At 71.8% G+C, this 23,233-nt stretch carries 21 protein-coding genes; 7 read left to right on the top strand and 14 right to left on the bottom strand.

Going from position 1 to position 23,233, the window contains the following annotated elements:
* Positions 1 to 328 precede the first annotated feature (328 nt).
* From PZ894_RS19650 to PZ894_RS19640, 3 genes are all read left to right on the top strand, one after another.
* Positions 329 to 901, top strand: coding sequence for a hypothetical protein (locus PZ894_RS19650; protein WP_275747418.1), 573 nt, complete (start codon positions 329 to 331; stop codon positions 899 to 901).
* 379 nt (positions 902 to 1,280) lie between these two features.
* Positions 1,281 to 1,712: an STAS domain-containing protein gene (locus tag PZ894_RS19645; RefSeq protein ID WP_275747417.1), complete on the top strand. Its 432-nt coding sequence runs from the start codon at positions 1,281 to 1,283 to the stop codon at positions 1,710 to 1,712.
* Positions 1,709 to 2,149 (top strand): hypothetical protein, encoded by a 441-nt coding sequence (locus PZ894_RS19640; protein ID WP_275747416.1) that lies wholly within the window; start codon positions 1,709 to 1,711, stop codon positions 2,147 to 2,149. The genes PZ894_RS19645 and PZ894_RS19640 overlap by 4 nt, the downstream gene beginning before the upstream one ends.
* A gap of 20 nt (positions 2,150 to 2,169) precedes the next feature.
* On the opposite strand, the gene PZ894_RS19635 is transcribed toward PZ894_RS19640, so the two are convergent.
* The 10 genes from PZ894_RS19635 to PZ894_RS19590 form a co-directional block, all read right to left on the bottom strand.
* Positions 2,170 to 2,811, bottom strand: a complete 642-nt coding sequence (locus tag PZ894_RS19635) for a GerMN domain-containing protein (protein ID WP_275747415.1) — start codon at positions 2,809 to 2,811, stop codon at positions 2,170 to 2,172.
* Positions 2,808 to 4,187: a HAMP domain-containing sensor histidine kinase gene (locus tag PZ894_RS19630; protein ID WP_275747414.1), complete on the bottom strand. Its 1,380-nt coding sequence runs from the start codon at positions 4,185 to 4,187 to the stop codon at positions 2,808 to 2,810. The genes PZ894_RS19635 and PZ894_RS19630 overlap by 4 nt, the downstream gene beginning before the upstream one ends.
* Complete coding sequence (locus PZ894_RS19625; RefSeq protein WP_275747413.1) at positions 4,184 to 4,888, bottom strand: response regulator transcription factor; 705 nt, start codon at positions 4,886 to 4,888, stop codon at positions 4,184 to 4,186. Before PZ894_RS19625 ends, PZ894_RS19630 begins: the two co-directional genes overlap by 4 nt.
* Positions 4,889 to 5,149: 261 nt before the next feature.
* Positions 5,150 to 6,259 (bottom strand): NADP-dependent malic enzyme, encoded by a 1,110-nt coding sequence (locus PZ894_RS19620; protein WP_275747412.1) that lies wholly within the window; start codon positions 6,257 to 6,259, stop codon positions 5,150 to 5,152.
* Between the two features lie 596 nt (positions 6,260 to 6,855).
* Positions 6,856 to 7,662 carry a MarR family transcriptional regulator gene (locus PZ894_RS19615; protein WP_275747411.1) on the bottom strand — a complete coding sequence of 269 codons (807 nt, stop codon included), beginning with the start codon at positions 7,660 to 7,662 and terminating at the stop codon, positions 6,856 to 6,858.
* Positions 7,663 to 7,821: 159 nt separating this feature from the next.
* Positions 7,822 to 8,436, bottom strand: a complete 615-nt coding sequence (locus tag PZ894_RS19610; protein WP_275747410.1) for a response regulator transcription factor — start codon at positions 8,434 to 8,436, stop codon at positions 7,822 to 7,824.
* A complete protein-coding gene (locus PZ894_RS19605) occupies positions 8,433 to 9,536 on the bottom strand; it encodes a sensor histidine kinase (RefSeq protein ID WP_275747409.1) in 1,104 nt (367 codons plus the stop codon). Before PZ894_RS19605 ends, PZ894_RS19610 begins: the two co-directional genes overlap by 4 nt.
* Positions 9,537 to 9,546: 10 nt before the next feature.
* A complete protein-coding gene (locus tag PZ894_RS19600) occupies positions 9,547 to 9,963 on the bottom strand; it encodes a DUF6069 family protein (RefSeq protein WP_275747408.1) in 417 nt (138 codons plus the stop codon).
* A gap of 124 nt (positions 9,964 to 10,087) precedes the next feature.
* The gene (locus PZ894_RS19595) at positions 10,088 to 11,044 is read right to left on the bottom strand and encodes a BadF/BadG/BcrA/BcrD ATPase family protein (RefSeq protein ID WP_275747407.1); all 957 of its coding nucleotides are present in this window, start codon (positions 11,042 to 11,044) and stop codon (positions 10,088 to 10,090) included.
* Complete coding sequence (locus PZ894_RS19590) at positions 11,041 to 12,303, bottom strand: 6-phospho-beta-glucosidase (protein WP_275747406.1); 1,263 nt, start codon at positions 12,301 to 12,303, stop codon at positions 11,041 to 11,043. The genes PZ894_RS19595 and PZ894_RS19590 overlap by 4 nt, the downstream gene beginning before the upstream one ends.
* Positions 12,304 to 12,365: 62 nt before the next feature.
* Between PZ894_RS19590 and gtfA the strand changes: the two genes are divergently transcribed.
* Entirely contained in the window at positions 12,366 to 13,829 is a 1,464-nt protein-coding gene (gene gtfA / locus PZ894_RS19585) for a sucrose phosphorylase (RefSeq protein WP_275747405.1), read from the top strand.
* A 4-nt stretch (positions 13,830 to 13,833) separates the two neighbouring features.
* Positions 13,834 to 16,845: a glycoside hydrolase family 38 C-terminal domain-containing protein gene (locus tag PZ894_RS19580; RefSeq protein ID WP_275747403.1), complete on the top strand. Its 3,012-nt coding sequence runs from the start codon at positions 13,834 to 13,836 to the stop codon at positions 16,843 to 16,845.
* 400 nt (positions 16,846 to 17,245) lie between these two features.
* Here PZ894_RS19580 and PZ894_RS19575 read toward each other — a convergent pair whose 3' ends face one another.
* On the bottom strand, positions 17,246 to 18,304 hold the full coding sequence (locus PZ894_RS19575) for an IS30 family transposase (RefSeq protein ID WP_275748040.1): 1,059 nt from the start codon (positions 18,302 to 18,304) through the stop codon (positions 17,246 to 17,248).
* Between the two features lie 271 nt (positions 18,305 to 18,575).
* On the opposite strand from PZ894_RS19575, the gene PZ894_RS19570 reads away from it, so the two are divergent.
* Both PZ894_RS19570 and PZ894_RS19565 read left to right on the top strand, forming a co-directional pair.
* Positions 18,576 to 19,826 carry an HNH endonuclease signature motif containing protein gene (locus tag PZ894_RS19570; protein ID WP_275747401.1) on the top strand — a complete coding sequence of 417 codons (1,251 nt, stop codon included), beginning with the start codon at positions 18,576 to 18,578 and terminating at the stop codon, positions 19,824 to 19,826.
* A 101-nt stretch (positions 19,827 to 19,927) separates the two neighbouring features.
* Positions 19,928 to 20,728, top strand: coding sequence for an isocitrate lyase/phosphoenolpyruvate mutase family protein (locus tag PZ894_RS19565; protein WP_275747400.1), 801 nt, complete (start codon positions 19,928 to 19,930; stop codon positions 20,726 to 20,728).
* 9 nt (positions 20,729 to 20,737) lie between these two features.
* On the opposite strand, the gene PZ894_RS19560 is transcribed toward PZ894_RS19565, so the two are convergent.
* Genes PZ894_RS19560 through PZ894_RS19550 form a run of 3 tightly spaced genes read right to left on the bottom strand, consistent with a single transcriptional unit; the run spans position 20,738 to position 23,227 of the window.
* Positions 20,738 to 21,346: a class II aldolase/adducin family protein gene (locus PZ894_RS19560; RefSeq protein WP_275747399.1), complete on the bottom strand. Its 609-nt coding sequence runs from the start codon at positions 21,344 to 21,346 to the stop codon at positions 20,738 to 20,740.
* Entirely contained in the window at positions 21,343 to 22,491 is a 1,149-nt protein-coding gene (locus tag PZ894_RS19555; RefSeq protein ID WP_275747398.1) for a four-carbon acid sugar kinase family protein, read from the bottom strand. Before PZ894_RS19555 ends, PZ894_RS19560 begins: the two co-directional genes overlap by 4 nt.
* Positions 22,484 to 23,227, bottom strand: coding sequence for a DeoR/GlpR family DNA-binding transcription regulator (locus PZ894_RS19550; RefSeq protein WP_275747397.1), 744 nt, complete (start codon positions 23,225 to 23,227; stop codon positions 22,484 to 22,486). Before PZ894_RS19550 ends, PZ894_RS19555 begins: the two co-directional genes overlap by 8 nt.
* Positions 23,228 to 23,233: the final 6 nt, after the last annotated feature.

Below are 23,233 nucleotides of genomic sequence, written 5' to 3'. Positions count from 1 at the left end.
CGACCTCCGCAAGCCCAGGAGTCGCATCTGGTGATCGACACCTACGTTCAGAACCGAGCCAGCAATGTCGGACCCTCCAACCACCCGGTCTCGACCAGCGGTTTCAGGGGAATCCGCTCCATCCGACTGCGCGGGCCGGTCATGGCGCCTAACGTGGACACGGCCCCGTGCGGGCAGCGCTCGAGACCATGGCGACCGCCGACGTAACGCGACGAAGGAGCCGAGAGTGCTGAGACGGAGACGAGCGCAAGTGTTGGTGACCGTGGCGGCAGCGGGATCGTTGGCGCTGGGCACTGCGGGGGCGGTCGGTGCGACGGAGCCGAGCACGATGAGCTTGAGCGTCGCGCCAGGAGTGCCGGCGACAGGCGGCGCATTCGAGGTGACGGCGGCCGGCACGGCGACGCCGGGGACCGGCTCGGTCTACCTGATGGTGATCCTCGCGCCCCGAACTGAGGCCTGTCAGCCAACGGCGGCGCTGGCGGAGGCCACCTACTATGACCACCAGCTCGACGAGCGGTGGGGACGGTGGTGGGAGAACCGGGTCGACCCGACCTACCAACTGGCGCAGGTCTTCGACGGGCGGCCGCTCGGGAAGTACCGCCTCTGCGGGTATCTCAGCCGGCAGGGCATCGATCCGATGGCGACCGCGGGGACGGAGTTCACCATCGGCGGCACCTGCGACTCCGCGATCGGTCGGGTCGCGGCCCGAGAGAAGGCGGCGACGAAGAAGAGCCAGTCGCTGAAGCGCGCCAAGAAGGCGCACCGCTCGGCCAGAGCGCAAGACAAGCCACACCGTGTCGTCAAGCGAGCCGCGAAGAAGGTGCGCACAGCTCAGCACCAGTTGAAGCATGCGAAGCGCCAGCTGCGCTCGGCGAAGTCGGCGCGCCACTCACTCTGCTGAACGGACCTGACACTCTCCAGCTCCCGAACGCCCCTCGAACCATGACGAGCCGACGTCAGCAGGCGCGTCGCACTTGCTGGATGAGCAGTCGGCGGCGCTCGAAGCGCAGCGCGGCGATGCGTTGACGTGCAAGGACGACCTCTCGGCGCGCGGCGCGGCGAGGTTCGAGCCGTGCGGTCCGGTCCTGAGGAGGGGCGGTGAGCACGGGGCGTTCACCTCCTTGTCTGGTCGTCGTTTCTTCGTGGTGTTCCATCCAGACCCATCGGACGGCTGGACACAAGACATCCGCCGCTACTGTCCGAACGTCTCTCGCTGGTGGTCATGAGACTGCAATGTGGCGGGTCAGCGAAGCGTCATCTCGGCGGAGCACCGTGGGGCCATGCGGTCATCGCGCACATGGCATCGCTTCGACGCCGCGGATCACCGGGCGGTCGAACGGGTCTCGGTCGTCCCGACAGCGGCCGCGCCCCCCGTCGACGAGGTGATGAAGGAAGTCGTGGTCGTCCGACTGACGAATGCTGGCTTGGTCGATGTCCTGGACGATCTCGACCGCCGATTGGATGTCGCCCTGAGCAGCGGACCGCGCTCGCTCGTCCTCGACATGTCGGTGATCGGACAGGTGTCGTCGACCACGATCGCGGCGTTGCTGTGGGCGCGGCGGCGTTGCTCGTCACGAGGGGTCGAACTCCTGTTGCAGCACCCGTCTCGGCGTTGCCGGGCCGCCCTCGAGCGCATCGGCCTGTTGGGGATCGCGGTGGTCGAGTCCTCCGTGGGCGGGCGAATCCGCATCCCTTTCGTGAGGCAATCGTGACCGAGGGCCATGGAGGTCACGCGGCGGTCCCGCAGGAAGTGCCTGCTGATCTCGCGACACCACCCGGTGTTGCAAGGTTCGACCTGCTGTGTCACCGGGAGGTCGTCGAGACTGCGGTACGGCTGACGGACCGCTGGGCGGACGACCGTGCCCTCACGGGGGTCGATCGTGAGCGGCTCGTGTCGCTCACGCACGCCGCCATGACGCATGGTCTGCGGTTCGAGCCTTCGAGGATGACCCTTCTCATCCGGTGGCTGGATCTCGATCGGGTGCGCCTCGACCTGCGGTGGGTCGGCTGTTCCAGCACCGCCCTACCGGGCACAGCGAGTCGCGACGTCGACGCGACCATCTCGACCCTCGACGCAATCGCGGACGAGTGGGGCGTCGGGCACAGCGGCTCAGACTGGGTGCATTGGATCGTCGCGGAAACTTGCTGATCGTCACCGGTGGCCGCGGCTCAGGGGCGGGCACAGCCGAACGACCGCGGCGTGGTGAGGCGATCGGGGAGGAGGTCGGCGTAGTCCTCCGCGGTCACCGGCCCATTGGTGAGCGCTCCGTCCGGGAGCGGGACCTTGACCTCCTTCCCGTTCGCGACGAGAAGAACCGAGCGGACGGTCGGAGCCGACGTGAGCGTCAGCACGACTTGGCCAACGGCAACGGGCAGCCGTTCGGCGCTGAGCGACGTCTCCGGCTCGATGTCCACCTCGACCCTCCCGTCCGCGAGCTCGATGAGGTCGAGCCCGGGGTCAGGCGGCACCGCGGACGATCTGCCGGCGGAACGCGCCTCCTCAGACGGGCCGGTCGCCAGCGCGTCCAGCAGCCCTTCTATCAGTACCGCAGGGCTCTCGGTGCACACGAAGTCGGTCGCCTCCGGCACGAGGCGGTCGCCGGCGAGCCAGAACACGACGGGAACCGAACCAGGTCGGCTATCGAACGATGAGGGTGGCGTGGTCGGCGTACTGGATTCGAGGAGTCGGTAGGGCACCGTGTCGTCATCGACCGCGCGCACCGACCCGTCCCCCGGCAGGCCGCAAGCCGCCAGCACCGCTGCGGTGGCGGCCAAGACGGGCGCGACTCGCCCCGGTCTCGTGGTCTTCATCGGTCGGCACCGTCTGCGGAGGGGAGCCTCACCACGAACACCGCACCTCCTCCTGGCCGATCGGCGCACCAGACATCGCCACCATGGTTGCGCACGGTCTGCTCGACGATGCTCAGACCAAGGCCGCTGCCCGTGCCAGTCTTCTTCCCCCCGGCGCGCGCGAATCTCTCGAAGACCCTGGTTCGATCGGCGGTCGGTACGCCAGACCCGCGGTCCTCGACCTGGACGTCGACGACATCACCTCGGTCGCGGATCGAGACACCGGTCAGGCCGCCGCCGTGAAGGTCGGCGTTGCGGAACAGATTGGTGAAGACTCGCAGCATCTGAACGCGGTCTACCCACAGCGTGGGGTCGGGTTCGCCTTCCGGACGCGAGGCGACCAGGCCGGGCGGATGGCCCGTCGCTCGCAGCGCTTGCTGCACCAGCTCGAGCGCGCCGGTCAGGCACGGTTCCGTCTCGTAGCCGCCCGCGTCGAGGCGGCCGAGGGCGAGGAGATCCTCAAGAGCACGACGGAACCGGGAGAGCTCGTCGGACATGAGACGAACCGCTTGCGCGGACCTCGGCGAGAGATCCGGCGACCGCTCCAGCAGGCTCAGACTCGTGGTCAGGGTGGTGACCGGAGTTCGTAGTTCGTGGCTGACGTCAGCGGCGAATCGGGCGTCCTGCTCGATGCGCTGCCGTAGCGCGTCGACCATGTGGTTGAAGGACCCGACGAGAGCGGCCAGGTCGGGGTCCTGTGTGGCGCCGAGGCGGGTGGTCAGGTCCCCCGCTGACACTCGGACGGCGGCATGCGTCACCTGCTCCAGAGGCGCCAGGACCCGGCGACTCGCTGCCCGGCCAACGATGACGCCGGCGATCGTGGTGAGTCCGGCACACACCGCCAGGGCGACGCTCAAGGTCCACAGGGTCCGGTCGAGCTCCTCGGCTACCGAGACCTCGTAGTACTCGGCCTCCACCGCCGGGAGGGGGATCCCGACGACCACCGCCGACGGATCCGTGTCGTCGGTCCATCCCACGCCAACGGCGCCTTCAGCGACCAAGGGCTGGACCTGTGCGGTCAGGTCCGGTCCGGCGCTGTCGAGCACCGAGGAGTACCACTCGCCGTGTCGGCGGAGGTAGATGACCGCACCGGCCGGGGGTGAGACCGAGCCGAGCACGTCGCTGACCTGGGCGCCGGAGGTCTGCAGGCTGTCTCGCACCAACGCGCCGTCCGTGAAGGCCTGCCGAGTTGCCGTCCGCTCGCGCTGTTGCACCAGGAAGTGCCGAGCGGAGAAGTAGGTTCCGAGTGCGAGGAGGACCGACAACGCCAAGGCGCCCGCGGCAAACGCCAATGTCACCGAAGCCCGCAGCCCCCGCCGGGGCCGGTCACCCTTCATCGCACGTCGAGGCGGTATCCGAGTCCCCGCACCGTGATCAGGATCGTGGGAGAGCTCGGCTCTGCCTCCAGTTTCTTGCGCAGGCGGCGCACGTGCACGTCGACGATCCGCTCGTCCCCGAAGAATCCCCGCTCCCACACATGCTCAAGCAGCGAGCTCCGGCTGAGCACCCGACCGGCATTGTCGGCAAGCACTCCGAGAAGCCTGAACTCGGTGTTGGTCAGATGGATCTCATCGTCTCCCCGAGCCAGGGTGGCTGCGCCCCTGTCGAATACGAGCGGTCCGTCCTGAGCGTCGAGCACGAACGCGTCGGCCTCCGTGCGCGAGGTGCTCACCATGGTCGGACGCCTCAGCAGCGCCTTCAATCTGGCTCTCACCTCGTCGACGAGGAAGGGCTTCGTGACGTAGTCGTCTGCTCCCGCCTCGAGAGCCGCGACGATGTCCGCGACCCCGTCGCGCGCGCTCACGACGACGATCGGGGCCTCCGTCTGTGGCCGAGCACGCTGGATGAAGGAGAAGCCGTCCATTCCCCCGAGCATCAGATCCACCAGCATCAGGTCCACGCCTGCTGGGCCCGCCACCACATCAAGGGCACGCTCGGCGTCAGCAGCCTCCACCACTTGATAGCCCTCGTCCTCCAGAACCATGCGGAGGGACGCTCGCAACCCAGCGTCGTCCTCGAGCATCAGGAGCCGAGTCATGGCCTCATGATCGCATTCAGCCACAACCTTTCGAGTGCGCCACTGGACCGTGCGCTGCATGTCATGGAACTGCAAAGAGTCCGCAGGCAGGGCGTCATGTGGACAGGTCCCGGAAGTCGACGTCGTGCGCCCGCCCGTGCAGAACTGATCGACTCAGGTGTCACCGCCCGGTTCAGGGATCCCTTCGCGGTCGCGGGGTGGCCCGCGATCCTCTCCTGTCGGCGTGCGCCGACAGGCGCGGACCAGACGCACTCCTTTGGACTACCCTCGGCGCGCGACGGCGGCGGCGACGTGATCGACCAGGCGGCTGTCGAAGACGTCGGGCATGATCGAGTCCGGTCCGGGGTCATCGACCAGGCTGGCGATGGCGTCGGCGGCCCTGGCCATCAACCCCGTGTCCACCTGTCTCACTGGTCCGTCGAGCAGTCCTCGGAAGACTCCTGGGAACGCGAGAACGTTGTTGATCTGGTTGGGTAGGTCACTGCGTCCGGTCGCGACGATGCGGCCACAGGACGCGGCGACTCGGGGATCGAACTCCGGATCGGGGTTGGCCAGGCCGAAGAGCACGGGGTCGACATTCATGGACTCGAGCATGGCCTCGTCGACGAGGCCGGGTGCGCTCACGCCGACGAGCACGTCGGCGCCGTCGAGGGCTTCGGCGAGGCCTCCGGTGATGCCGGCGGGGTTGGTGTGCTCGGCGAGCCAGGCCTTCTCGCCCTCAAGGTCTCGGCCCGGGTGCAGCGCTCCGTGGCTGTCGCAGACGACGATCCGGGTTGCGCCTTGGGCGAGCAGCAGTCGAGTGATGCAGCTGCCCGCCGCACCGGCTCCCGATACCACGAAGGAGGCGTCCGCGAGTTCCTTGTCCACAAGGGGAAGGGCGTTGCGCAGAGCCGCGAGCACGACGATGGCGGTGCCGTGCTGGTCGTCGTGGAACACGGGTACGTCGAGTTCGTCCTGCAGGCGCCGGGTCAGCTCGAAACAGCGGGGTGCGGCGACGTCTTCGAGATTGATCCCGCTGACCGCCACCGAGACGTCCGCGATCGTGTGGACCAGGTCGTCGATCTCACGACTGCGCAGCGGCAGGGGCCAGGCGTCGATGCCGGCCAAGCGCTTGAAGAGCGCCGACTTGCCCTCCATCACCGGCAGGCCGGCCCGCGGACCAACGTCGCCCAGGCCGAGGATCGCCGAACCGTCGGTGACGACGAGGATCCGGTTGGCAACACCCGTGACCTGTGCGAGGACTGAGTCATCGGACGCGACACGTCTCACGTCGTCAGCGACGCCGGGCGTGTAGACGCGAGCGAGGTCGTCGTGGTCCTTCACCTGGACGGTGGGGACGAGCTCGATCTTTCCGGGCACTCGGGCTGCCATGCTTCCCGCGTACCCGAAGTGTCCGTCGAGATGCCGTCTCCCGTGGCGACAGGAGGACGACGTGCACACCCCGGCATCGAGATGCACCGGCTCGGGGAACCGGCCGTCGGCTTGCTGATCGTGGACTCCCACGACCCGACGGCCCAGAGCGACCTTCGTGCTATGGGCGGCAGCAAACCTGCGGTGAGCCGACGACGCGTCGCGTGGATGCCCGGCGGGATCGGTACCCCGCCGTGCAGCTGCCTGCTCAGATGAGTTCGGGAAGCATGCCCGGAAGCGGCGGCCCGAGCGTCAAGGATGACGAGCGGCACGCGGAGTTGCGCCACCACACGTCGCGCCCGAAGGCGCAGCGCAGGGTGGGGACCGCGGGTCGTACGACGAGTGGTCGGCCGAGGAGCTGCGCGAGCGCACCGCCGAGCTCGGGATCGAGGCCCACTTGTCGACGAAGAAGCAGGGGCTCGTGCGCGCACTGCGGGACCGCTGACCTGCGGACACGTGTGCCCATGCAGGCTGAGACGCTGACACCGCCTCGTCCCCCGTCGGGATGGCGCTTCGCTACGTCGAGCTCGGTCAGGGGTCAGCAGCGGTGCCCCGGCTCAGCTCGGGTCCTGGGCGGCGGTGAGTCTGCGTGCGAGCGGTTCGAGGGCGGCGATGAGCTCGTCGACCTCGCGCGGATCGAGGATCTCGTACGGCGCGAGGGCGAGGCGGTCGGTCAGCGCCTCGACACGGTCCTTGGTCCGGCGGCCGGCCGGGGTGAACGTCGCCTCGTCCTCGACGAGTCCCCGCGCCTTCATCCCGTCGACCAGGTCGGTCAGCAGCGTGGACGGGAGGTGGTGGATCCGGCCGAACGTCGGGGCGGGGATCCCCAGGTCGAGGGCCACCAGAACGTGCGCCTCGAGGCCGCCGATGCCCTCGGTCATGAGGGCGGAGATGTGGCCGTCGCCGCGGTGCTCACGCAGCAGCGAGGCGGCGTGGAAGAGGCGGGCCACCGGCTCCTCCGGCAGGGGGAGCGTACGCAGCGCGGCGTACATGGGACGCCCTTCGAGCGGGGCGCTGGTCGCTGCCCTGCTGAGCAGCTCGACGGCCCGCGCGAAGTCGGGCGAGTCGACGAGGTCACCCAGGATCCGGCGCAGCGCGTTGGCGCAGCCCTCCTGCCGGGCGGCGAGCGCCGCGTCCGGGGTGGTCGTGCCCCAGACCTTCGGAATGTGGCGGGCGACCTCACCTGGGGCGAAGTTGTAGAAGAGCGCGTGGACGACGTCCGCGGGCACCGAGCGGCCCAGCGGGGCGGCCCGGCCGGCGAAGTAGGTGTCCCAGTAGTCGGTGAAGCCGAGTGCGAACATCGCTTCGTTGGGCTCGTCGGCCGAGTAGGGGATCACCCCGATCGGCTCGACGAGCTCGAACATCCTGCGCGCCAATGGATTCCCGGCGCTCAATGTCGGGCGCCTGCGTTCGACGTGTTGCTGCTGACCTGCACCATGGTGCGCTCCTTCGGCCTGAGAACGGGTACTCCCTGTGGACCGGCGAGACAGGCCGAAGTCATCGCATCGTCACGAGCGATCCGGTCAGAGCCAGCCGTTCCTGCGGGCCAGCAGGGCCGCCTCGGTCTTGTTGCGCGTGCCGGTCTTGCCGATCGCGTCGGACAGGTAGTTGCGGACCGTCGCCGCCGACAGGTGGAGGAGGGTGGCGATGTCCGCGACCGACGAGCCCTGCTCGGCGGCCGCGAGCACGTCGCGCTCGCGCGCCGTGAGCGGGCTGGGCGCCATCCTGAGTGCCCGGCCGGCGAGCTCCGGGTCAACGACGGTCTCACCCGCCACGGTGCGGCGGATGGCGTCGGCCAGCCCTTCGATCGGCCCGTCCTTGACGAGGAAGCCTGCGGCGCCGGCCGACATGGCCCGCTGCAGGTAGCCCGGTCGCCCGAAGGTCGTCACGATGACCACTCGGCAGGTCGGCAGCTCGTCGCGCAGCTGGACGGCGGCGTCGAGCCCGGACAGGTGGGGCAGCTCGATGTCGAGCAGTGCCACGTCGGGATCCGTCGCCAGTGCTGTCGGCACGATGGCGCTCCCGTCGGCGACCTGGGCGACGACCTCGATGTCGTCCTCGAGCTCGAGCAGGACGGCGAGGGCGCCGCGCATCATGGTCTGGTCCTCGGCGAGCAGGACCCGGATCGTCCGCGTCATCGGCGGCCTCCGGGGATCGTGGCGGTCAGCCGGAAGCCACCGTCCTCGACGGATCCGCACCGCAGCTCGCCACCGGCGGCCGTGACGCGATCACGCAGTCCGGCGAGGCCACCCGGGCGGTCGCCCGGAGTGCTCGGCGCCCCGACGCCGTCGTCGCTGATCACGAGCGCGACCCCGTCGTCCCGCTCGGCCATCTCGATCCGGCAGGTCGACGCCCCCGAGTGCCTCAGCACGTTGGTCGCGCCCTCACGCACCACCCAGGCGAGCACGTCGGCGGCCCGGTCGGCGGCGACGACGCTGTCGCGGTCGAGGGTGACGGAGATCCCGGCAGAGCTGAGCGCCGTGACCGCACCGTCGAGCTCCTCGTCGAGCGTCGGGGCGCGCATGGCGTCGACGGCCTGACGGACCTCGACCAGGGCGCGTCGACCGATCTGCTCGATGTCGGCGGCGTGCGCCGCGGCTGCCTGCGGGTCGCGATCGGCGAGCCGCCGGACCGCCTCGGCCTTGACCACCATGACCGAGAGGGTGTGGCCGAGCAGGTCGTGCAGGTCGCGCGAGAACCGCTCACGCTCCTCGGACACGGCCGCCCGCGCCAGCTCCCGGCGCGTACGCCGGAGCTCGGCCACGGTGTCGATCAGCGCCGCGAACGCCGCGCTGGCCACGCCGGCCAGGAGCACCACGAGGCCCTCGGCCCAGACCCGGTCCCACTCGTGCGGCTCGATGCGCCATGCCGCCCACATCGAGGCCAGCACGGTCACCGGCACGCCGACCACGAGCGCGCGACGCGGCAGCACGGCAGCGAGCGCGTTGGCCAGCAGGACCCAGGTCGACAGCCACTGGCTGTTGCCCAGAGCGGCGCCGCCGATCGTCGCCGCCGCGAGCGTCGCCAGCGCGACGTACGGCACGGCGGAGCGCCAGGGTGGTCCTCCGGTCGCACCCGCGACGACGGCCGAAGCAGCGATGGCGAGGATCAACACGACCTGGACGGCGACCTCGCCGGGGGTGCCGTGGACGTCGAGGATCGGTCCGAGCAGCAGCAGGATCGCCCAGACGAGCACGGACGCGTTGCGCCGCCAGTTGCACCGCATGCGCCTCCACACGGCGTTCACGCTACGACGCCTGGCGGCGCAGCGCACCGATGACGACGATCGCCCCGACCAGGACGTGCAGCCCGGCGAGCACGAGCCCGTCGGCGAGCGACGTCGCTGCCGGCGGGCCCATCAGCAGCGAGACCAGCAGCACCCCGACCGCCACCCAGGTCCAGATGAGCCGCCCGCGCGGCGTACGCCGCTCCAGCGCCCGGAGCAGGAACCCCGCGACCATCGTCACGACGACCGCGGTGACGAGGACCGAGACCACGCCCACGTGCTGGGTCTCCGACCCGGGTTGCACCGCGAGGTCCGACCCGGCCAGGCGGGCCACCGCCCACCCGAGCCCGGATGCCACGGCCGCGACCGCGGCCACCGGCAGGTCCTCCCGCCACGATCGCGATCGCTCCTGCACCTGTTCTCCGACCAGCTGACCCATCTCACTCCTCCTTCGTCGCCTCCCGATGAGGCGGTGCGTCCACGCTAGGAACGCGACCGGGGCGGGTGCAGGGGCGGATGTCGTCGATCGGCGGCGACAAATGTCAGACGCGGGCCGGCGATCGTCAACCCAGGCGGGACCGCAGTCCCGTGGCCAGGCCGCTGCGCTCGGCGGGGCGTACGCCGAGCAGGTCGAGCGCCATCAGCAGCGAGCCGACCACGGGCGGCTCGTCGCTGACCGTGACCTCGAGCCGGTCGTCGAGCGAGGTGCAGATGGCGTCGAGGAGCACCGGGTTGCGCGACTGCAGCAGCCCGCCGCCGAGCACGACGGGCACCGGGCCCGACTCCCACCCGAGTCGGCGTACGGAGGTCGTCACGAACGCCACCACCTCCTCGGCCTGGCGCTCGACGAGCGACCGCGCGACGGCGTCGCCGTCGGTGGCCGCGGTGAAGACCAGCGGGCAGAGGTCGAGCACCTGGTCCTGCCGGATCGTGCCGGCCAGCACCGCCTCGCTGACCTGGAGTGGCCGATCGAGGCCGAAGTGGCGGGGCACCAGCCGCTCGAGCGCGGTGGCGTCGCCGCGGCCGTCCTCGGCCCGGCAGGCGAGCGCCAGCGCTTCGGCCCCGACGTCGTACCCACCGCCCCAGTCGCCGCTGAGCCGCCCGAGGGAGTGGAACCGGGCGACGCGTTCGCCGCGCACGCCCACGCAGTTGATCCCCGCCCCGGCGACGACGGCGATGCCCTCGCCGGTCGGCGATCCCGCGCGGAGCAGGGCGAAGGTGTCGTTGACGACCGACGACCGTCCGGTCGGCGCGACGGCGGCGAAGCGGTCGGCCATCTCCCGCTCCTGCTCTGGCAGGTCGAGTCCTGCCATCGCGATCGCCGCTGCGTCGAAGCCGGTACGCCGTCCGCAGGCCCGCTCGACCAGACCGAGGACGTGGTCGACGGCCGTGTCGACGGTCAGGTCGCCCGACATCCAGCCGGTCCCCGCGGCCGCGCCGACCACGACCCCGGCGTTGTCGGCCACCGCGACGTGCGTCTTGGAGTTGCCGACGTCGACCCCGAGGACGAGTCCGGTCATCGCGCGAACCGTGGCAGGTGCGCGGCGCTGGTCTCGAGGAGCCGGGGCAGGAGCTGCTCGACCAGCTCCCACTGGCCGACGAGCGGATGCGCCAGCAGGGCGCGGCGTACGTCGTCCTCGTCGCCCGAGAGCGCGGCGCGCGCGGCGATCCGCTCGTAGGCGCTCACGTGCTGGATCGCGCCGAGCATGACCGGCGGCACCTGGGGCTGCGGCAGCGGCTCGACCCCGGTCCGGCTGACCAGGCAGCGCGTCTCGACGACGTCGTCGTCGGCGAGCCCGGGGATCAGGCCGTCGTTGCGCACGTTGATCACGTGGGTGGTCGGCTCGTCGGCGTGCAGCGACGCGAGCAGGTCGACGGCCGCCTCGCTGTAGAACGCACCGCCGCGATGCTCGAGCTGCGCGGGCTTCTCGACGAGGTCGGGCGACCGGTAGAGCTCGAGCAGCTCCGCCTCGAGGTCGGCGACCACCGCAGCGCGCGGTCGCTCCGCCCGCTGCGCGGCGACGGTGGCGTCGTGGAAGTAGTAGTAGCGCAGGTAGTACGACGGAAGCGCGCCCAGCATCCGCACGAGGTGCTCGGGGAACGGCGAGCGCTGGAGCAGCTCGTCGATGCGCTCGTCGAGGAGCCGGGGCAGCACGTCCTCGCCGTCCACGAAGACCCGACGCATCCACGAGAAGTGGTTGAGGCCGACGGGGTCGACGTCGACGCGGACGGGATCGACCTCGAGCAGCCGCGCCATCCAGCGCTGCACGCCGATCGCGTAGTTGCACAGCCCGATCGCCCGGTGGCCGGCGTCGAGCAGCGCGCGCGTCACGATGCCCACCGGGTTGGTGAAGTCGATGAACCACGCGTCGGGCTTGGCGATCCTCCGCACCTCGTCGGCGATGTCGAGCACCACCGGGACCGTCCTCAAGGCCTTCGCGAGCCCGCCGGCGCCGGTGGTCTCCTGGCCCAGGCAGCCGCACTCCAGGGGGAAGGTCTCGTCCGCCAGCCGCGCTGCCTGCCCGCCGACGCGTAGCTGCACCAGCACGGCGTCGGCGTCGCGCACGGCGTCGGTGCGGTCGGTGGTGAGCCGGACGTCGGTGGGGAGTCCCTGGTGGGCAAGCATCCGCTGCGCGAACCCGCCCACGACCTGGAGCCGCTCGGCGTCGATGTCCATGAGCACGAGCTCGTCGACGGCCAGGCGCGACCGCTGGGCGGCCAGTCCGGAGACCAGCTCGGGGGTGTACGTCGAACCTGCGCCGATGACGGTGACCTTCACGGCCGACACCCTAGGCGTGATCGTTGCCGGACCGGGAGGGGACCGACTACGTTGTGGGATCGATGTCACACACCGATCGACCCGAGGCCCGTCACGGGGTCCACCTGCTCGCCTACGCCGACCGGTTCGGAGGTGATCTCGCCGGGCTGCGGCGGCTGCTGACCGAGGGGCCGCTGGCCGTCTTCGAGGGCGTCCATGTCCTGCCGTTCTTCACGCCGTACGACGGCGCCGACGCGGGCTTCGACCCGGTCGACCACACCGTCGTCGACCCACGCCTCGGCGACTGGTCGGACGTGCAGGCGATGCGCGACGGCGGCCTCGACGTCACCGCCGACGTGATCGTCAACCACGTCTCCGCCGACTCCGCCGAGTTCCGCGACTGGCTGGCGCGCGGCGCGGACTCTCCGCACGCGGGGATGTTCCTCACCTTCGACACGGTCTTCCCCGAGGGCGGGACGGAGGCCGGCATCACGGCGTTCTACCGTCCGCGCGCCGGGCTGCCGTTCACGCCGTACCAGATGGGCGACGGCACCCGCCGGCTCGTGTGGACGACGTTCCTGCCGTCGCAGGTCGACCTCGACGTCCGGCATCCCGTGGCACGGGACCACCTCGTCCGCGTCATGGGCACGCTCGCCGAGGGCGGGGTGCGCACGGTGCGTCTCGACGCGGTCGGCTACGCCGTGAAGACCGCCGGCACGGACAGCTTCATGACCGACGAGACGCTGTCGTTCGTCGAGGAGATCACTGCGCTGGCGCATGAGCAGGGGCTCGAGGTGCTCGTTGAGGTGCACGCCCACCACAGCCAGCAGGCCGCCGTCGCCGCCAGGACCGACCTCGTCTACGACTTCGCGCTCCCGCCGCTGCTGCTGCACGCGCTCGAGACCGGCGAGACGGCGCGCCTGGAGGAGTGGCTGCGGGTCCGCCCGCAGAACGCGATCACCGTGCTCGACACCCACGACGGCATCGGCGTCGTCGACGCCGGCCCCGCCCGCGAGTGGCCGGGCCTGATGGATGACGACGACATGCGCGCGGTCTTCGACGCGGCCGCCCGGCGTACCGACGGCGAGTCCGCGCGGGCCTCGACGGCGGTCGCCTGGGCGGCGCTGCCGCACCAGGTCAACTCCACCTTCTACAGCGTCCTCGGCGAGGACGACGAGGCCTACCTGCTCGCCCGGGCCTTCCAGCTCTTCACGCCCGGCCGCCCGCAGGTCTACTACGTCGGTCTGCTCGCCGGCAGCAACGACGTCGACCTCTTCCGCGCCACCGGCGTCGGCCGCGAGATCAACCGGCACCGCTACTCGACCGAGGAGATCGAGGCCGCGCTCGACCGCGACGTCGTACGACGTCAGCTCGGGCTGATCCGCGCCCGTGGCGAGCACCCGGCGTTCGCGGGCACCTTCGCGTGCGCGGCCGACGGTCACGGCGTGCTCGTGCTGACCTGGACGCGCGGCGAGCACCGCGCCGAGCTGCGCGCCGACCTCGCTCGACGAACGTTCGACACCACCTTCACCGCGACGGGAGCATGAGCGAGTGCACCGCAACCTGTACGACGAGCGCCACCGCCTCGTCCGCGTCCTCGCCCGGATCCGGGCGGCCGCCGAGGTCGACACCCACCCGCTCGACGTGACCTGGACCCAGCTCCCCGGCGAGCCGGTGCCGTTCGCGGAGGCCGTCGCGCGCGCGTACGAGCCGGGCGCCGTCGGCATGCCGTGGGGACCGCCGTGGGGCACCACCTGGTTCCGCCTGACCGGTGACGTGCCCGAACGCATGCGCGGGCGGTCGGCCGAGCTCGTCGTCGACCTCGGCTTCAGCGGTGGCGGGCCGGGCTTCCAGGCCGAGGGCCTCGCCCACCGCGCGGACGGCTCGATCATCAAGGGCGTGGAGCCGCGCACGACGTACGTGCCGCTCGACGGTGACGGCCGGGTCGGCGTCTACGTCGAGGCCGCCTCGAACCCCACCCTGCGCGGCACGACCCCGACCTCGCTCGGCGAGCGGTCGACCGCCGGCTCGGCGCCCCTGTATCGGCTCAACCGCGCCGATCTGGTCGTCATCGACGACGAGGCGCGCGCCCTCTCGATCGACGTGGAGGTGCTGCTCGACCTCGCGCACCGGCTGACCGAGGGCGACCCACGGCGCGAGCAGATCCTGGTCGGCCTGGTGCGGATGGCCGACCGGCTCGACCTCGACGACGTCCCTGCCGAAGCGACCGCCGCCCGCGCGGCGATCGCGCCGCTCCTGGCGGCACCGGCCAACCCCAGCGCACACCGGGTCTCCCTGGTCGGTCACGCCCACATCGACTCCGCGTGGCTCTGGCCGGTGCGCGAGACGATCCGCAAGTGCGCGCGCACGTTCTCCAACGTCGTCGCGCTCGCGGAGACCCGCCCCGAGCTGCGGTTCGCGTGCTCCTCGGCCCAGCAGTACGCCTGGATGAAGGAGCACTACCCGGAGCTCTGGCAACGCATCCGCGCCGCCGTCACCGCCGGCACCTTCGTCCCCGCGGGCGGCATGTGGGTGGAGGCCGACACCAACCTGCCCGGCGGCGAGGCGATGGCGCGCCAGCTCGTCCACGGAGCGCGGTTCCTCCGCGACGAGCTCGGCGTCGAGTGCCGCGACGTGTGGCTGCCCGACTCGTTCGGCTACACCGCCTCGCTGCCCCAGCTGGCTCGACTGGCCGGGGCGCGCTGGTTCCTCTCGCAGAAGATGTCGTGGAACCAGACCGACGACTTCCCCCACCACACCTTCTGGTGGGAGGGCATCGACGGCACCCGCGTCTTCACCCACTTCCCGCCCGGCGACACCTACAGCGCCGAGGTCACCGCCGAAGAGCTGCTGCGCGGCCAGCGCGGGTTCCGTGAGAGCGGTGCCGCCACCCGGTCGCTGCTGCCGTTCGGGTACGGCGACGGCGGCGGCGGACCCACCCGCGAGATGCTCGACCGGGCCGCGCGCTTCGCCGACCTCGAGGGCCTGCCGCGGGTCGCGGTCGAGACCCCCGCCGAGTTCTTCGCCGCCGCCGAGGAGGAGTACGCCGCGGATGCGCCGGTGTGGTCCGGGGAGATGTACCTGGAGTTCCACCGCGGCGTCTACACCAGCCAGGTCGCGATGAAGCAGGGCAACCGGCGCACCGAGCACCTGCTGCGCGAGGCCGAGCTCTGGGCCACGACCGCGGCGGTGCGCGCGGCCGCGGCGTACCCCTACGACGAGCTGGACCGGATCTGGCGCGCGGCGCTGCTCAACCAGTTCCACGACATCCTGCCGGGCAGCTCGATCGCGTGGGTGCACCGCGAGGCCCGCACCGTGTACGCCGACCTCGCGTCGTCGCTCGAGGGGATCATCGGATCGGCGGTCTCCGCCCTCGGTGGCACCGGTGACGTGGCGTTCAACGCCGCGCCGTTCGAGGTCGACGGCGTGCCCGCCCTCTCGGCGGGTCCGGTCGTCGCGGCCTCTGGCGAGGTCTCGCTGGAGCGCTCCGACGACGGGATCGTGATCGACAACGGCGTCCTGCAACTGCGCCTCGACGCCGCCGGGGTGCTGGTGTCGGTGCTCGACCTGCGGGCCGGCCGCGAGGTGCTGGCCGGCCCGGCCAACCTGCTGCAGCTGCACCCCGACCACCCCACGCAGTTCGACGCGTGGGACATCGAGCCCCACTACCGGGCGCGGTGCACCGATCTCGTCGCCGCCGACTCGGTGCTGGCTTCGGTGGCCGACGACGGCGCGGCCGAGGTGCTCGTCGTACGACGTGAGGGGCCGTCGACCTTCGAGCAGCGGCTCCGCCTCGCGCCCGGCGCCGGCCGGGTCGAGCTCGAGACGACCGTCGACTGGCAGCATCGCGAGACCCTGCTCAAGGCCGCGTTCCCACTGGCCGTGCACGCCGACCGGTCGACCTCGGAGATCGGCTTCGGACACGTCCACCGACCCACGCACACGAACACCTCGTGGGACGCCGCCCGCTTCGAGATCTGTGCCCACCGCTGGCTGCACGTCGGCGAGCCCGGGTATGGCGTCGCGCTCGTCAACGCGACGACCTACGGCCACGACGTGACGCGCGCCGGCTCCGGCGACCGCCGCGGGCCGTCGCCCACGACCGCGCGGATGTCGCTGGTGCGCGCGCCGAACTTCCCCGATCCCGGCACCGACCGCGGCACCCACACGTTCCGCTACGCGCTGGTGCCCGGCGCCGACATCGCGGACGCGGTGCGCGAGGGCTACCGGATCAACCTGCCGCTGCGCCCCGCGCCCGGCGCCGACGTCGCCCCCCTGGTCGTGGTCGAGTCGGGTGCCGCGGTCGTCGAGGCGGTCAAGCTCGCCGAGGACCGCAGCGGCGACGTCGTCGTGCGGCTCTACGAGTCGCTCGGCGGGCGCACGTCCGCGCGACTGCGGCTCGGCCTCGACCACGCCTCCGTGGAGGTCGTCGACCTGCACGAGCGATCCGACGCCGAGGTCGCCGCCCTCGCGCCGCTCACCGTCGACGGCGACGTGGTCACGCTCGACCTCGGGCCGTTCCAGGTCGTCACGCTGCGGGTCGGTCGGAGGCACGGTGGTTGAGGAAGGCGCCGCCTCGCCCCCAGCTGCGGTGGTTGAGGAAGGCGCGCTGGCGCCTGTCTCGAAACGACGGGCACGGTGGTTGAGGAAGGCGCCCCGGCGCCTGTCTCGAAACCACCGCAGGGGTGGTCGGGTACGTCGGGCCGGGCGCGGTGCCCCCGGAGACAGCGATTGTTGGCGTCCTCCCGGCGGCGCCAGTATTCGTCCTCCGCCAGTGCGGTCAAGGGTTCGCTTCGCCGCTTCGCGCCCTTGACCGCCCTGTCTCCGGACGACTTGGGCGCCTATCGGAAGGACGCCGACCTGCGGTCGGGACACACGGTGGTTGAGGAAGGCGCCCCCTCCACAGGACGTCGGTCCGGGTGTGGACGAGACACTGGATCGTGACCTGTTCGTGACGGCGGATTCAGCCGGTGGATGCAACACCCGGTGGATCTGACTGTTCGGACAGTAGCCGTTCGAGCTCCTCGGCGGGTGTGCGCCAGCCAAGGCGTTTGCGTGGTCGGGCGTTGAGCTCGGACGCGACGAGGTCGAGGTAGCCAGGTCCCCACTGGGACAGGTCGGTGCCTTTGGGGAAGTACTGACGCAGTAGGCCGTTGGTGTTCTCGTTGATCGCGCGCTGCCAGGGCGAGTGCGGGTCGCAGAAGTAGATCTTCAGCCCGGTGGCCCCGGCGATCTCGACGTGCTTGGCCATCTCCGATCCCTGGTCCCAGGTCAGCGATCGTCGCAGCAGCTCGGGCAGCTGCGGGATCTTGGCCACCATCGCTGCCGCGACCGACTCCGCGCTGCGGTCACCGGACATGTGCAGCAGCATCGTAAAGCCGGTGACCCGCTCGACCATGGTCGCGATCGCGGACCCGGACGCCAACGACCCGAGGATCAGATCGCCCTCCCAATCGCCGGGCACGGCACGGTCCTCGACCTGCTTGGGTCGTTCGGAGATGTTCACCATGTTCGGGAGCCGGCCGCGCCGCTTCTCCCCGGTGTAACGGGGCTTACGCGTGCCGCGTCCGGTGCGCAGGTGCTTGACTAGTTCCCGCTTGAGTCCGCCGCGGGCTTGGACGTAGAGCGATTGGTAGATCGTCTCGTGCGACACCCACATCTCCGGATCGTCGGGGAAGTCCTCGCGCAGCCTGGCCGCGATCTGCTCAGGACTGTGATTCTTCCCCAACCTGTCTTGGACCTCGCGACGCAGCGGCAGGTTGGTGGCCAGCTTCGCCGGCTTGGGTCGACGCGCCTTCACATCCGCGTCGGCCTGGGCGACCGACGCACGGTAGCCCACCCGCACCGAGTGCCCCTTGGGGAGCCGAACTCGTCGAAGCTCGCGACTGATCGTGGCAGGGTCGCGACCGAGCTCGCGGGCGACCGCCCGCACACCCATGCCAGCGGCCCGCAGGACACCGATCAACTCGCGCTCGGCGAAGCTCAACGTGCGGGTCCGCGCGCCCGCCGACGCAACTGGCATCACTCCGCCACGATCGTTGAACCAGCGCAGAGCCATCGCGTGCGACACGCCGGCATGCGCCGCCGCATCGTCGCGTGAGAGCCCCATCCGGATCCCTGCCCAGAACCGGAACTCCCACTCCCGTGGCGCACGCGGACGACCAGCCGGCATCCCAACCAACCCCTCCCGCTCGAGGGTGTTGCGACCACCGCATGAGTCCGCCGACCCAGACCCCTGTGAATTAGCGGGTTCTGAGCCTCGCAGTGTCGGTGGCCGGTGCTTGAGTGGACCCATGACAGCGATCGCGACACCCCGACACCGGGTCAGTGCCGCGGTCGCGCACGTCCACGCCGAGCTCGATGCCGTCACCGACGCCTCGGTGTGGTCCATGGACCCCGCCGAGACCGGCCAGACCCTGACCGCGCTGACCCGCGCGAAGGCCAGACTGGCCGAGCTCGAGGCCCGGGTCGCCGCGCACGCCGACGACCTCCACATCGGCTCCGAGGTCGGCGCCTCCTCGGCGGCGAACTGGCTCGCCCACCAGACCAAGACCACCCGCGCAGAGGCACACCGTGCGGTCCGGTTCGGCCACGACCTCGAGGCCCATTCGTTGACCCGCGATGCCCTCGCAGCCGGACGGGTGTTGGTCGAGCAGGCGCGGGTGATCCTGCGCTGGGTCGACCGGCTCCCCGACACCCTCGACGCCGAGACACTGGCCAGGGCCGAGCAGCATCTGCTCGCCCAGGCCCGCGATCACGACGCGAAGGCGCTCAACCACCTGGGCCGGCACCTCTACGAGGTGATCGCGCCCGAGGAGGCCGACGCCCACGAGGCCGCCCAACTCGAAGCCGAGGAGAACGCCGCGGCGAAGGCGTGCCGGTTCACCCTGTACGACGACGGGCAGGGCCAGGCCCACGGGACCTTCACCATCCCCACCTACCACGCCGCCGCGCTGAAGAAGGCGCTGAGCGCGATCACCGCACCCAAGCACCAGGCCGCCACCCACGGCGCCGGTGCGGGTGTGGAGCGCCGGCCGACCCCGGAGGCGCTCGGGGAGGCGTTGTGCGAGCTCATCGAGCGCTACCCCACCGACCAGCTGCCGCACATCGGCGGCGTCAACGCGACGGTGACCGTGCTGATCGACCTCGACGTCCTCCTCGGCCGGCTCGAGAAGGCCTGTGTCCTGGACACCGGGGAGAAGATCAGCCCCGCACAGGCGCGCCGGCTCGCGTGCGAGGCCGGGATCATCCCCGTCGTCCTCGGCGGCGACTCCCTCCCGCTGGACCTGGGCAGGAAGCGGCGGTACTTCACCGAAGCACAGCGGGTCGCGATGCTCCTCCGCGACCACGGCTGCACCGCCGAGGGCTGCGACCACACCACCGGACTCCACGCCCACCACCGCACCCGCTGGACCGACGGAGGCACCACCAACCTCGACAACGGCGTCAGCCTCTGCCACTGGCACCACAACCGCGCCCACGACCCCAGCTACGACACCACCTACCTCCCCACCGGGAAGGTCCAGTTCCACCGCCGGACGTGAGAGGTGCGGCAGCAGGTCCGGGCCATGGGTCGCGCGCCGGCGGTGGGTCCGCGAGAATCGTGGGGTTGCCGGACCGAGTGGCCGAAGAGGTGGTGGTGGACATGCCCGAGGATCGGATCGCCGAGTTCCAGCGGCTGCACTCCTCGGGGTGCTTCGTGATGCCGAACCCGTGGGACGCGGGGAGCGCCCGGGCTCTGGAGCAGCTGGGGTTCCAGGCGTTGGCCACCACCAGCTCCGGCATGGCGTGGACGCTGGGTCGGGCCGACGCCCAGGTCGCGCGTGACCAGGTGCTCGACCATCTGCGCCTCGTCGCGGGCGCGGTGCGGGTGCCGGTCAACGCGGACTTCGAGGGCGGCTACGCGGTGGACCCCGCCGACGTGGCGACCAACGTGCGGATGGCCGCGGAGACGGGGATCGCCGGACTCTCGATCGAGGACTCGACGGGCGACGAGGCGGAGCCGCTGTTCGAGTTCGAGCTGGCCGTCGAGCGGATCGCGGCTGCCCGGCAGGCGATCGACGAGAGCGGCACCGGCATCGTGCTCACCGGCCGCAGCGAAGGATTCGTGTGTGGGCGCCCGGACATCGACGAGACGATCCGTCGGCTTCGCGCGTACGCCGAGGCCGGCGCCGACTGCCTCTACGCTCCGCGGATCGACGACCACGCCCACATCTCGGCGATCGTCGCGGCGGTGGCGCCCAAGCCGGTGAACCTGTTGGTCAACGCGCCCTTCATCACCGTCGCCGAGGCGGCGCGGCTGGGGGTGCGGCGGATCAGCGTCGGCGGCACGCTCGCGCGCACGGCCTGGGGCGGGTTCCTCCAGGCCGCGTCGGAGATCGCCGAAGCGGGCACGTTCTCCCGCTTCGACCAGCTGCCCGATGTCGACGGCCTGCTCGGCGGTTGAGACCGGGCCTCAGAGCCGGGTGCGCAGCTCCTCGACCTGCGGCGCGGCGAGCTCGGCGTACGGCAGCTCCCGTACCGTCAGCAGCAGCCGCGCGGCGGCCTCGAGCTCCTCGGCGGCGTCGACGGCGGCGGTGAGCGACGCGGCCGCGGCGATGCTGCCGTGGTTGGCGAGCAGCAGGCAGGCGGCGTCGGCGGCGCGCTCGGCCACGGCGTCGGCCAGCGCGGCGGAGCCGGGCAGGGCGTAGGGCACGAGCGGAAGCGGGCCGACCTTGGCGACCTGGTAGGGCGTGAGCCACGGTCGGTACGACGCGGGCAGGCAGGACAGCGCGACCGACCAGGGCGCGTGCAGGTGTACGACGGCACCGGCGTCGGGTCGGCGCGCGTAGACCGCGCGGTGCAGCGGCAGCTCCTTCGACGGACGCCCCGCGGAGGCAGCACCCCCCTCGACCGGTGCCACGGCGAGGTCCGACGAGGCGACGTCCGCGAACCCGATCCCGGTGGGGGTGATCACCAGCTCGTCGCCGACGCGGACGCTGAGGTTGCCCGAGCTGCCGGGGGAGAGACCCCGGTCGGCGAGCCGCCGCGCGGCACGGACGACCGCGTCGTGCGCCGGGTTCACAGCCAGGCCTCGTCGAAGAGGTCGTCGTCGCCGAAGTTGCCGGACTTCAGCAGCACCCGCAGTCCGGGGTCGGGCAGCGGGCTGCACCAGGCCAGCCCCGGACCGACGTGCTCGCGCACGTCGAGGGCGGTCAGCCGCAGCTCCCGGCAGACCGCACCCGAGGTCTCGCCTCCGGCGACCAGCAGCTGCGCCACTCCTAGCTCGGTGACGGCGCGCCGGGCGATCGCGGCGAGCGTGGCCTCGATCTCGGCGGCCGCACCGGGCAGGACCTCCGCGGGCGCCGCGCTCGTGTAGACCAGTGCGGTCCCGTCGGTCGAGGTCAGGAAGGCCAGGGCACCGGACACGTCGCCGGGCGCCACGCGGTACGACGGGCCGCGGAAGTGTGCCACCTGCGCGCGGGTCTGCTCCGAGCACGACCCGGCGATCACCAGACGCCGCCCCGCGGGGACGGGCGCGGACGTCGCGGCCGGTGCCGATCGGGGGAGCGCCCGGGCGAGCGCTGCGGCGAGCCCGGAGGCGCCGCCCCAGAGGTCGACGTGCCCCGCGGCAGCCCGCTCGAGCAGCAGCCGCGCGTGCGCGTCGAGGTCGTCGTCGGAGATCGCGTCGAGCACGACGTGGCCCGGCCCGACGACGCCACGCGAGACCGGCCGGGAGGTCTGGCGGCCGAGCACCCGCACCAGGTCGGGGTCGGTCATCGGCGTCAGCGGGTGGTGCCGCAGCGGTGACTCCGAGAGCAGCCGGTCGCCCACGAAGAGGTGCCCGCGATGGACGGTGCGCCCCAGCGCCGGCGTCGCCGGCGTCGTCAGGTCGGTGGCGGCGCCCAGCTCGTCCATGAGCGCGTCGGCGACGGGTCCGATGTTGCCCGTGTCGGTGGAGTCGAAGGTCGAGCAGTACTTCTGGTAGATCCAGCGTGCGCCGGCCGCGCGCAGGGCGCGGGCGGCCGCGACCGACTCCGCCACGGCGACGTCGACCGGCGCCGTGCGCGACTTCAGCGCCACGACGACGCACGCCACGGTGGGCACCGCGGCCGTCGCGTCGAGCAGCACGGTCGCCGGCACGCCCGCCCGGCTCACGGTCGCGGCCAGGTCGCAGGCCCCGGTGAAGTCGTCGGCGACGACGCCCAGGAGCGGACCCGGCTCAGGCATCGACCCGCACGACCTCGGCGTACGCCGTGAGTTCCTGGTCCGCGTCGGTCACGACCACGTGCACGGCCTCCGGGGCGGCGAAGCGCACGGCCGCCCGGGCCCCGACCTTGTGGCGGTCGGCGAGCACGACCACGCGGTCGGCGACCTCGATCAGCGCGCGCTTGATCTCGGCGTCGACGGGGTTGGCGGAGTAGACGCCGCGGTCGTCGAGCGCGGAGCAGGACAGCACGGCGACGTCGACGGTCAGCTCACGCACGGCGTTCCAGGTGGCGGGGCCGGTGAACGACCGGGTGGTCGGCTCGTAGAAGCCGCCCAGCGCCACGACCTCTCGACCGCCCGCCGCGGCGCACGCCGTGATGACCGGAAGGGAGTGGGTGACCACGCCGACGCCCTCGGGCACGAGGTCGACGATCTCGGCGACGGTGGTGCCGGCGTCGAGGGCGACCGTGCTCGACTCGGTGAGGAGCGCGGCCGCGACCTCGGCGAGCGCGCGCTTCGCCGGGCGGGCGCTGCCGCTGCGCGTCTCGAACGGCTCGGGCCCGCGCGCGTCGGGGAGGCTCGCTCCGCCGGGGACCCGCCGGGCCAGGCCGTCGTCGGCCAGCCGGCGCAGGTCGCGGCGGATCGTCATCTCCGAGACCCCGAGTGCGGCGGCGACATCCGCGGAGGCGACGTAGCCCGCGGCGGCCAGCCGGTCCAGCAGCTCCTGTCGCCGGGCCGGGGCGTCGGTGTAGCGCACGGGGTC

This window comes from Nocardioides sp. YIM 152315, assembly GCF_029210375.1.
GTDB lineage: Bacteria > Actinomycetota > Actinomycetes > Propionibacteriales > Nocardioidaceae > Nocardioides.
The sequence above is the reverse complement of the archived record's forward strand: the minus strand, read 5'-3'. Positions and strand labels throughout refer to the sequence as shown.